This is a genomic window from uncultured Corynebacterium sp. (genome assembly GCF_902489365.1).
GTDB lineage: Bacteria > Actinomycetota > Actinomycetes > Mycobacteriales > Mycobacteriaceae > Corynebacterium.
On the sequence record NZ_CABTZR010000072.1, the window covers coordinates 1 to 10,819 of the forward strand.

Below are 10,819 nucleotides of genomic sequence, written 5' to 3' on the forward strand. Positions count from 1 at the left end.
AGATCATCTCCCGCATCGAGCGCAAGGGCCTGAAGCTCGTCGCCATGGATCTGCGCGTCGCCGACGAGGAGACCGCTAAGAAGCACTACGCCGAGCACGAGGACAAGCCTTTCTTCGGCGAACTCGTTGACTTCATCACTTCCGCACCGCTGGTTGCTGGCATCGTCGAGGGCGAGTCCGCCATCGCCGCATGGCGTCAGCTCGCCGGTGGCACCCACCCAGTGGAGAAGGCCACCCCGGGCACCATCCGTGGTGACTTCGCTCTGACCGTTGGCGAGAACGTTGTTCACGGTTCCGACTCCCCTGAGTCCGCTGAGCGCGAAATCTCCATCTGGTTCCCGAACCTCTAAAGAAGTTCACCGCGCCTAGCGCGCAATAAGGCCCGAGCATAGCGCTCGGGCTTTTGTCATTTCTGCCCCTTAACCCGAACCCGTCCTGTGTGCTCGAGCACAGGTAGTCCGGGCGCGGCTTAGTCGAACGAGAGCAATGTGCGCAATGCCATAAAGGCGTCTTTGTGTACCTGATGGGTGACGGTGCGGCCGCATTGCTGTCTGGAAAGCAGGCCGGCCTCCCGCAGGCGCGCTAGGTGGTGGGAGACCGTGGGTTGGCTCAGCGCAGTGAGCTCGGTGAGTTCCGTGACGCTCATGGGCCCACAGCCTTCATCGCACAGGATGGACAAAAGACGCAGGCGTGCTGGGTCTGCCAGCACTTTGAATTGCTGCGAAAAATGCGTCGCCTCGGCGTCGCTGAGCGGGCCCGTGCTTAAGGAGCAACACTCAGCGCCGGGCGCGCTGGTCTCGGGCGTGGAAGAGGAAGCCATGCGATCAGTATAGGGGTTATCCTTGCGCCCTACGTTATATTGACGCTTATCAATACGTGCTGTACATTACGAGTTCGTATCGTGCTCTGTCCAACGTTGAAGGAGGGAGAGACATGGCCGTGTCGCAGCGCCCGACGTTGTCTTTTCTTGACCGATTTTTACCCGTGTGGATTATTCTAGCGATGGCCGCCGGACTGCTCATTGGCCACTTCATTCCCGGGATTGGCCAAGCCTTGGGCGCCGTGGAAGTGGGCGGGATTTCCATCCCGATCGCCATTGGTCTCCTCGTCATGATGTACCCACCCTTGGCCAAGGTTCGCTACGAGAAGACCAAGGAAATTGCCACGGATGGCCGCCTCATGGCGGTATCGCTCGTCCTCAACTGGCTGGTTGGGCCGGCGTTTATGTTTACCCTGGCGTGGCTGTTCTTGGCGGACCAGCCGGAGCTGCGCACCGGCCTCATCATTGTGGGCCTTGCGCGCTGTATTGCCATGGTGCTTGTGTGGTCGGACCTCTCGTGCGCTGACCGCGAGGCAACGGCTGTGCTTGTTGCCCTGAACTCCATCTTCCAGGTCGCTATGTTTGGTGTTTTGGGCTGGTTCTACCTTCGCGTCCTCCCCGGATGGCTGGGCCTGGACACGACGAGCGCTGACTTTTCCTTCTGGGCCATTGTTAAGTCCGTACTTGTCTTCTTGGGCATACCGTTCCTGTTGGGCGCGCTGTCTCGCGTGTGGGGTGAAAAGGTAAAAGGACGGGAATGGTTTGAGAACCGCTTCCTCCCAGCCGTATCGCCCCTGGCCATGATTGGTCTGCTATACACAATTGTGTTGCTCTTTTCCCTCCAGGGCGAGCACATTGTGGAGCAGCCAGCAACGGTAGTGCGCGTGGCCGTGCCGCTGGTTATCTACTTCGTGGGCATGTTTGTGCTGTCGCTGGGCGTAGCAAAGGCCGTTGGCATGAATTACGCGCAGTCTGCCAGCGTGGCGTTTACTGCAGCAGGAAATAACTTTGAGCTTGCCATTGCAGTATCCATCGGCACATTCGGAGCGATGTCTGCTCAAGCCCTTGCCGGAACGATTGGTCCCCTTGTTGAGATTCCAGTCCTCGTTGGTCTGGTCTATTTCATGCTGTGGATTGGCCCGAAACTCTTCCCGGGAGATGCCACTCTTCCGCGCTAGCGCGTGCGTGCAGCGTCCATGCTGCGCACGCCTGCTTCGGTCAGAGTGATGTTAAAGGTCCGCTCACCACTCCACTTGATGAGACCAGGCAGCTTCACCACGCCGGCCGCTTCGAGTTCACGGAGTTCTTCTTCGAGCCCCTCCTCGTAGCCGATCAGCCGCCCCAGCTCAGAGATGGAGGTGGTATTGCCAGTGACTGCACCGGCGGCGACCAGCCCGCTGAGGACTTCCGGGTGAGTTTCTACCGCGGTGATGCTCTCTTGAGTGACGCCTTCGAGGCTTCCTTGTTCGGTGATGGCTTGGATACGCCGCTTGCCAACGCGAAAAGAGGTCGTGCCGAATGCGCGGCCGCCGATGATGAACGCGGGGATGGAGAAGGCAGTAAGCCCGGTGGCGATAAGGATGGGGTTGGGTGAGATATCGCCGACAATCCCGGTGGACCTAATTCCCTCAGCGATGAGAGGCGAGAAGAGAGCAAGGACGGGCAGAAAGTAGGCGAGAACGGGGTAATCGCCCGCCCGGTACTCTTCTTGCGCGGCTTGGACGAACTTCGGCTTGCTGCGAATGATGCGGATGGCACCGTAGATTATGGCGATCCACAACACGGCGTACACGGGGACCGCGTAGGGGTAGGGGAAGTCAACAGCGCGAAGGCCGGATGCGATGCCCGCCGGTACGGCAACGGTGATGATATCCCGCAGTGCAATCTCGTTGCGTTCGCGTGCTTGAGCCACTGTGCGCGGTGCTGATTCACGCCGTGCTGGGGTAGGGGGTGTGTTTGTGCGCTCAAGCTCGGACATAGCGGCGATACTAACATGTGAGCCTAGGTCGAGCTCTGTGTCAGAATGGAAGGCACGACAATTGAATAAGGATTTTAAGAATTTTTCAAAGACTCACCGCCGTGTGGCGGCATCCTGCGCCCGGGGTGAGCACAACGTCAGGAGATTGGCCACTAATGGCATCCAAGAAGAAAACAGAAGAAGTACCCACTGAATCGACGTTGGCAGCGGCCGTCGCGGCTATTGACCGCGAGGCGCTCGCACCCAAGACTCGCCTCTATGCCCTGGCCAAGCAAGTAGGCGTGGCCTCCAAGGAGTTGGTGGCTCAGTACGCGGAAATGGGAATCAAGAAGTCCGCACAGTCGTCGCTCACCCCGGAGGAGGTGGGCCAGCTTATCGACGCCCTCGCGCCCGCCACCGAAGCTCCCGAGCAGGCCGCAGCCGACGACAACCAGGTCGCGGCCGAAGATGCTGAGCAGCCCGTAGCTCCGGCAGAAGAGAAGCCTGAGAAGACCGTCAAGAAGAAGCGCACCAAGCGCGCGGTCAAACGCGTGAGCAAGGCAGGCAAGAAGGCTGAGTCGAAGGAGCAGACAGAGGAACCCACACCGGAAGAGTCTGCTGCGCAACCGGACAGCGCGGGGGAGTCCCAGGAAACGGCGCTCGAACAGGATCAGGATACTGAGCAGGCCGCGCAACCGGAGCAGCTGAGCGAGGAAGAAGAAAAGCTGCGAGAGCGCGTGCGTAAGAACGTTGATAACGAGATTTCGCAGATCGTCGACAAGGTCGATGCCGAGATGCTGCACGAGGCGCTCGCTGAGGCCGGAGACAGCACCGAAGACGACGACCTCACCCCGCTGATCACCCCGATGGCGGAGGAAGACCCAGAGGTTCTCGATTATGCGCCGGTGTTCATGGCGCCGAAGATTACCCCGCTTTCCAATCGCCAGAAGCCAGAAGTGCGCGAGGACGACACCGAGGAGGAGGTGGCGCCGGTAAGCCAGCCGCGTGGTCGCCGTCGTGGCAGTCGCGGGACTTCTCGCGGTCGTGGCGCTGAAGGCCGCGGAGCGGAGCGCGAAGAGATCGAGCACATCGACGAGCCGAAGGCCATCAAGGGCTCGACCCGCATCGAAGCACAACGCCGTCGTCGTGCAGAGCTGCGCGAGAAGGGTCGCGAGCGCCAGCACATTGTGTCCCAGGCGGAATTCCTGGCTCGCCGCGAATCCGTCGAGCGCACCATGGTGGTGCGCGATAAGCAGCGCACCGACGGCGCGGGCATCATCACCCAAGTCGGAGTGCTGGAGGATGACCTGTTGGTCGAGCACTTCGTCACGACCGAGACACACCCCTCGCAGATCGGCAATATCTACTTAGGCTGCGTGCAAAACGTTCTGCCCTCGATGGAAGCAGCCTTCGTCGATATCGGACAGGGTCGAAACGGCGTGCTGTACGCGGGCGACATCGACTGGCGCGCGTTGGGCATTGGGGGGCGCGGCCGCAAGGTGGAAAACGCCTTAAAGTCTGGTGATCAGGTCCTGGTCCAGGTGGCGAAGGATCCCATCGGCCACAAGGGTGCGCGCCTGACCACCCAGATTTCTTTGGCCGGTCGCTTCTTGGTTTATGTACCGGGCGGGCGCAGCGCGGGTATCTCCCGCAAGCTTCCGGCACCGGAGCGCAAGCGCCTCAAGGGAATCCTGGAGCGCGTCATCCCAGGGGATGGCGGCGCCATCATCCGTACGGCCGCGGAAAACGTGTCGGAAGAGGACATCGCCTCCGACGTCAACCGCCTGCACACCCTGTGGGAGGACATCAGCGCCCGCGCCGCGCATGAGAAGGCAACGAAGGGTGCCAAGCCCATCACCCTGTATGAAGAGCCGGATCTGCTCATCAAGGTGGTGCGTGATCTTTTCAATGAGGACTTCAGCACCTTGGTTGTGGACGGTAAGCGTTCCTACAACACGGTCAGTGCCTACGTGGACTCCATGGCGCATGACTTGGCGGACCGCGTAGTGCGCTACGACGCCAGCGAGCACGATGGCGAGGATGCTTTTAGCGCCTACCGCATCGATGAGCAGCTGCAGAAAGCTCTGGGCCGCAAGGTCTGGCTGCCATCTGGCGGCACGCTCGTGATCGATCGCACGGAGGCCATGACGGTCATCGACGTCAACACGGGCAAGTTCACCGGCTCCGGCGGCAACCTGGAAGAAACAGTGACGCGCAATAACCTCGAAGCAGCCGAGGAGATCGTGCGCCAGATGCGCCTGCGCGATATCGGCGGCATGATTGTCGTGGACTTCATCGACATGGTCTTGCCGGAAAACCAGGACCTAGTACTGCGCCGCCTGAAAGAAGCGTTGGGCCGCGACCGCACCCGCCACCAGGTATCCGAGGTCACTTCACTGGGCCTAGTGCAGATGACGCGCAAGCGCGTGGGCACCGGCCTCATCGAGACCTTCTCTACCGAGTGCGAGGCCTGCCATGGCCGGGGCATCATCATCCACGACTACCCTGTTGATGAGGAGACGGAAGAGGATAACTCGAAGCCGCAGCGCCGGGGCCGCAAGGAGCGTCGCGCACCACAGCGCGATCCGCAGAAGCACCCGGCAGCCGTCCGCATGCACCGCGACGACGAGGAAGCCGCCGAGCATGGAAACGGCGCAGAAGAGGACGCAACGCGCGACGACGAGTCCTCCTTGGAAGAACTCGTGGCCAACGTGGTCGTCGTCGACGAGGGAGAAGCGGATACGCCGGATAGCGCGTCCATTGGCTACGCCGTAGCCGAAAGCCTGGAAGCGAAGCGTTCGAAGCCGAAGTCAAAGCAGAAGCGCTCGCGCAAGCCGCGCCGGGCAACGCGTACTTTCCGGGAGCCGCACCGTGCGGATACGTGCGAAGACTCGGCTTCTAAGCAGGAAGCGCAGGACAAGCACGCCGACGCGGAGAAATCCTCCGCGCAGCGCTCGGAGCAGACTTACGAGGAGGCCGTCGCCGCCTTCGAGAACTCGCCGCGCCGCAAGCGCCGCACGCGCGGAAATTCCCGCTCGGATATTCGCCCGAAGCGCGAAGACTTCGCGCAGGAGGAAGCCCCGGCCAAGGAAGCCCAGCTGGCTACTTCCAAGAAGCAGGATAAGGCTGAGCGAAAGAACGCGGAGTCGGGCGAGACAACGAGCGTGCGCCCCACCCGTGGTCGCGGTCGTCGTCGGGTGGTGCGCAAGATGTCGCAGAGCCAGCCCACCCCGGCATCGAATGAACGCGGCGCGCAGGTGGATCGCAGCACGCAGGCGAAGGAGCGCGAGGAGGCCACGGCGTCGACAACGCGCAAGGGCGGGCGCGGGAGGCGTCGAGCAACGCGGCGCAGGTCGCGCTAGAAAAGGCGTTTTGCCTTTTCGCCCCCTCACGGGGTAGTCTTTGACAGTCGCTGTTTAGACCATGAATGCGCTGGATGGGACGAACGCGGTTTTCGCGCGTCTCTCGCGACTCATGTTCTGAACGCAATTGTCCAATGTCCATTCGTTAGCGGCACCACCCAGCTGCTAGCGAGCCGAGTTTAGATAAGGGGTAGCCCTCTATGTACGCGATCGTCAAGACCGGCGGAAAGCAGTACAAGGTTGCTGAAGGTGACCTCGTCAAGGTCGAGAAGATCGAGGGTGAGCCGGGTTCCTCCGTTGCTCTCACCCCGGTTCTGCTCGTCGATGGCGCAACCGTCAAGTCGAAGGCTGCAGACCTGGAGAAGGTCTCCGTCTCCGCTGAAATTGTCGAGCAGGGCAAGGGCCCGAAGATCGACATCCTCAAGTACAAGAACAAGACTGGTTACAAGCGTCGCCTCGGTCACCGTCAGCCGGTGACCACGCTGAAGATTACCGGTATCAAATAAGCCTTAACCGGCTCTAATTCATCCCTGAAGGAGGGAAAACCACATGGCAACTAAGAAGGGTGCTTCCAGCTCCAGCAACGGTCGCGATTCCGAGTCCAAGCGTCTCGGCGTCAAGCGCTTCGGTGGTCAGCAGGTTAAGGCCGGCGAGATCATCGTGCGTCAGCGCGGCACCAAGTTCCACCCGGGTGAGAACGTTGGTCGCGGCGGCGACGATACCCTGTTCGCTCTCGCTGCAGGCTCTGTTGAGTTCGGCGTCAAGCGTGGCCGTCGTCTGGTCAACATTGTCCCGGCTGAAGAGGCTGCTGCAGAAGCAACTGCCTAAGAGCTTCATGGCTTAATCCCGAGCATCTGCTCGGGATTTTGTCGTTTTTCGCGCCAGCTGGTGCGGCCTAGCTGCGCGGAGGAAAATGAGTGGGCACTAGCGTCGGGTTCACGCCGGTGGCCAACTAGGACGGTATGCAAGGAACCATTAGACTAGCGGGCATGGCACGATTCATTGACCGAGTGGTTTTGCACCTGCAGGCAGGCGATGGCGGACACGGCTGCGCCTCCGTTCACCGCGAAAAATTCAAGCCGCTCGGCGGGCCCGATGGCGGCAACGGCGGCCACGGCGGAGACATCCTGCTGGAGGTCTCAACCCAAATCCACACACTGATGGACTTTCACTACCGCCCGCACATCAAGTCCGAGCGCGGCGGCAACGGTGCTGGCGACTGGCGCAACGGCGCGCGCGGTAAGGACCTCATTCTGGAGGTGCCAGCAGGCACCGTGGTTTATACCGAGGACGGGGAGATGCTCGCGGACCTCACGGTCCCGGGAACCCGCTTCGTGGCCGCGGAGGGCGGCTTCGGCGGACTAGGCAACGCAGCACTGGCCTCCGCAGCCCGCAAGGCTCCGGGCTTTGCGCTGCAGGGCGAGCCTGGTGAGGCGCGAGATCTCATCCTGGAGCTGAAGTCCATGGCGGACGTCGGCCTCGTGGGATTCCCTTCCGCAGGCAAGTCCTCGCTTATTTCGGTTCTTTCGGCCGCCAAGCCGAAGATCGGTGATTACCCTTTCACCACCCTCCAGCCCAACCTCGGCGTGGTGGACATGGGCCATGAGTCCTTCACCATGGCGGATGTTCCGGGCCTAATCCCCGGGGCCGCCGAGGGCAAGGGCTTGGGCCTCGACTTCTTGCGTCATATCGAGCGCACCGCGGTGCTCGCACACGTTGTGGACACCGCTTCCATCGAGCCGGGCCGCGATCCGCTCTCCGATATCGAGGCCCTCGAGACCGAGCTGGCCAAGTACCAGGAGCTGCTGGAGCAGGACACCGGCCTCGGGGACCTTCGCGAGCGCCCGCGCGTGATCATCCTCAACAAGGCGGATATCCCCGAGGCCGAAGAGCTAGCGGAGTTCGTTAAGGGTGACCTGGAGGAGAAGTATGGCTGGCCCGTCTTCATCATTTCCGCCGTCGCGCGCAAGGGGCTCGACCCACTGAAGTACAAGCTCATGGAGATGGTCAACGAGCACCGCAAGGCCCAGCCCAAGATTGCCGCGGACAAGAACCACACCATCATTCAGCCCAAATCCGTGGGTAAGAAAAAGAAGGGCAGGTTCGCCGACTTCACCGTCACCCCGGACCCCGAGGTGGAGGGCGGCTTCATCGTCGAAGGCGAGAAGATCGACCGCTGGATCCGCCAGACGGACTTCGAAAACGACGAGGCCGTGGGCTACCTCGCAGACCGTCTGGCCAAGGCCGGCGTCGAAGAGGAACTGCACCGCCAAGGCGCGCAGGAAGGCTGCCCGGTGACCATCGGGGATATCACCTTCGAGTACGAGCCCATGGCTGGTGGCCGCGCGACCGATGCTGGCCGCGGACAGGATGGCCGCCTCATGAGCACCGAGCGAGTCTCGGCTGCCGAGCGTAAACGCGCTTCCCAGGCGCGCCGTGGTCTCGTCGACGAGTTTGACTTTGGCACCGATGGGGAGGTCACGCGCGAGTCCGCGAACCGCGATCGTTGGCAGGGCTAGCCCGGTATACTGAGCTTTCATGTCATCCGAACACGACAACCAGCTCGACTATCCTCTCCCCCTCGAACCCTTCGAGGGGCCAACCCCGGATATGGACTATCCGGAGACGACCACGCTCTCTGAGAAATCCAGCGGCTTCTCCTCCCCCCTGCGTGAGGAAATCTCCAAAGCCAAGCGCATCGTCATCAAGATCGGCTCCTCCTCGTTGACGCGCGATGACTTCGTGACCTCGACCGAGAAGATCGACAAGATCGTTGACGCCGTGTGCGCCCGCATGAATGTCTCGGACATCATCATCGTCTCCTCCGGTGCGGTGGCCGCGGGCATGGGCCCGCTGGGACTGACCACGCGCCCCACCGATCTCGCCACTAAGCAGGCTGCTGCCGCGGTGGGCCAGGTCCACCTCGCCTACGAGTGGGGCGTGTCCTTTGCCCGCTACAACCGCACCATTGGGCAGGTGCTGCTGACCGCGTCGGACGTCGGCAAGCGCGATCGCGCCCGCAATGCCCAACGCACCATTGACCGCCTGCGCCAGATGCGCACGGTGCCCATCGTCAACGAGAATGACACCGTCGCGACCTCCGAGATGCACTTCGGCGATAACGACCGTCTGTCGGCGCTCGTGGCCAACTTGGTTGGCGCGGATGCCCTCTTCCTTTTCTCCGACGTGGACGGCCTTTATGACAAGAACCCGGCGGAGCCTGATGCCAAGTTCGTGGAGGAGGTGCGCACCGGTAAGGACCTCAAGGCGGTCGTTGCTGGCGACGGCGGCAAGGTCGGCACCGGCGGCATGGCCACGAAGGTCTCGGCTGCCCGCCTTGCCACGCGCGGCGGCATCCCGGTGCTACTGACCTCGGCGGACAATATTGGGCAGGCGCTTGACGACGCCTCCGTAGGCACCGTCTTCCACACCCGCGAGGAGCGCCGCCTGTCCGCGTGGAAGTTCTGGGCGCTCTACTGCGCGGATTCCGGCGGCTCCCTGCGCCTCGACGAGGGTGCCATGGAGGCCGTGGTTCGCGGTGGAAACTCCCTGTTGGCCGTGGGCATTACGGATATTAAGGGTGAGTTCAGCGCCGGTGAGATCGTGGACATCATGGGCCCCAAGGGCCAGGTCATCGGCCGCGGTGAGGTGGGCTATGACTCCGCCACGCTGCGCGACCTACTGGGCAAGCACACCGAGGAGCTGCCAGAGGATATGCGCCGACCTGTTGTCCACGCCGATTACCTGTCCAATTTCGCGTCCCGAATTTGATGCGTTATTTCATGGGCCCCGATGTGTGGGCAGCAACCGTGGCAGATATCGACGCTGCCGGGCACGAGCGCGTCGAGAGTTTGGAGGAGGCGGAGGTCTTTGTCAACACCGCCTCGGATCCAGCGCAGACCCCGGAGATTCCGGAGAACATCCAGTGGGTGCAATACTGCTTCACTGGGGTCAACCGCCATATCGAGGCCGGGCTTATCCGGCAGGGCGGCCTGCCGTGGTGCAACTCCGCCGGCGCTTTTGCCAAACCCGTGGCGGAATCCGCGCTGGGGCTCATGCTCTCCCAAGCGCACCACCACAAGGCCTTCGCCCTGGCGAAGTCGTGGTCGGTGGCGCGCGAGCTCGATGAATCCCAAGCCTGGCTCTATGACCAACAGGGGCCGACGCGTGTGCTCATCGTGGGCGCGGGAGGCATCGGCACGCAGCTTATGGCCTACCTCGCGCCCTTCGGCGCGCACATCACTGCCGTGAACCGCTCGGGCCGCCCGGTAGAGGGTGCGGACGTGACGCTGCCCATCGAGCGCGTGGACGAGGCCTGGGATAAGGCGGATTTCGTTGTGAGCATTTTGCCGGCGACGACCGCCACGGAAGCTTTCTTCGACGCAGCTGTGTTCCGCGCCATGAAGTCTTCGGCGGTGTTTATTAACGTCGGTCGCGGCAGCACAGTGGTCACGGACGACCTCGTGGAGGCCCTGCGCTCCGGCGAGATTGCCGGCGCGGGCTTGGAGGTCATGGATCCGGAGCCGCTCCCGGATGGCCACCCGCTCTACGAGTTGCCCAACGCCACGCTGACGCCGCACATGGCGGCTCCGGATCAAGTAGACCAGTACCACCTGGGGGCTATCTTCAATTCCAACGCAGCCGCGTGGCAGCCCGGAGAGGACATGCCCACGCGCGCCG

The 10,819-nt window shown here is 62.3% G+C and carries 10 protein-coding genes; 8 read left to right on the forward strand and 2 right to left on the reverse strand.

Going from position 1 to position 10,819, the window contains the following annotated elements:
* The first annotated feature begins 2 nt into the window (after positions 1 to 2).
* A complete protein-coding gene (ndk, locus tag RDN59_RS09685; RefSeq protein WP_308607659.1) occupies positions 3 to 350 on the forward strand; it encodes a nucleoside-diphosphate kinase in 348 nt (115 codons plus the stop codon).
* Between the two features lie 119 nt (positions 351 to 469).
* On the opposite strand, the gene RDN59_RS09690 is transcribed toward ndk, so the two are convergent.
* Entirely contained in the window at positions 470 to 820 is a 351-nt protein-coding gene (locus RDN59_RS09690) for a metalloregulator ArsR/SmtB family transcription factor (protein WP_308607660.1), read from the reverse strand.
* Between the two features lie 113 nt (positions 821 to 933).
* Between RDN59_RS09690 and arsB the strand changes: the two genes are divergently transcribed.
* Positions 934 to 1,998 carry an ACR3 family arsenite efflux transporter gene (arsB, locus tag RDN59_RS09695; RefSeq protein ID WP_308607661.1) on the forward strand — a complete coding sequence of 355 codons (1,065 nt, stop codon included), beginning with the start codon at positions 934 to 936 and terminating at the stop codon, positions 1,996 to 1,998.
* On the opposite strand, the gene RDN59_RS09700 is transcribed toward arsB, so the two are convergent.
* Positions 1,995 to 2,798, reverse strand: a complete 804-nt coding sequence (locus RDN59_RS09700; RefSeq protein WP_308607662.1) for a hypothetical protein — start codon at positions 2,796 to 2,798, stop codon at positions 1,995 to 1,997. The genes arsB and RDN59_RS09700 overlap by 4 nt on opposite strands.
* Positions 2,799 to 2,953: 155 nt before the next feature.
* Between RDN59_RS09700 and RDN59_RS09705 the strand changes: the two genes are divergently transcribed.
* The 6 genes from RDN59_RS09705 to RDN59_RS09730 all read left to right on the forward strand — a co-directional run.
* Entirely contained in the window at positions 2,954 to 6,139 is a 3,186-nt protein-coding gene (locus RDN59_RS09705; protein WP_308607663.1) for a translation initiation factor IF-2 N-terminal domain-containing protein, read from the forward strand.
* A gap of 200 nt (positions 6,140 to 6,339) precedes the next feature.
* Complete coding sequence (rplU, locus tag RDN59_RS09710) at positions 6,340 to 6,645, forward strand: 50S ribosomal protein L21 (protein WP_010190885.1); 306 nt, start codon at positions 6,340 to 6,342, stop codon at positions 6,643 to 6,645.
* 43 nt (positions 6,646 to 6,688) lie between these two features.
* Entirely contained in the window at positions 6,689 to 6,967 is a 279-nt protein-coding gene (gene rpmA, locus RDN59_RS09715) for a 50S ribosomal protein L27 (protein WP_070447838.1), read from the forward strand.
* Between the two features lie 161 nt (positions 6,968 to 7,128).
* On the forward strand, positions 7,129 to 8,658 hold the full coding sequence (gene obgE, locus RDN59_RS09720) for a GTPase ObgE (RefSeq protein ID WP_308607664.1): 1,530 nt from the start codon (positions 7,129 to 7,131) through the stop codon (positions 8,656 to 8,658).
* 91 nt (positions 8,659 to 8,749) lie between these two features.
* A complete protein-coding gene (gene proB, locus RDN59_RS09725; protein WP_308607666.1) occupies positions 8,750 to 9,910 on the forward strand; it encodes a glutamate 5-kinase in 1,161 nt (386 codons plus the stop codon).
* Positions 9,910 to 10,819: D-isomer specific 2-hydroxyacid dehydrogenase family protein (locus tag RDN59_RS09730; protein ID WP_308607665.1), on the forward strand; the 910-nt coding region annotated here is incomplete at its 3' end. The genes proB and RDN59_RS09730, both read left to right, overlap by 1 nt.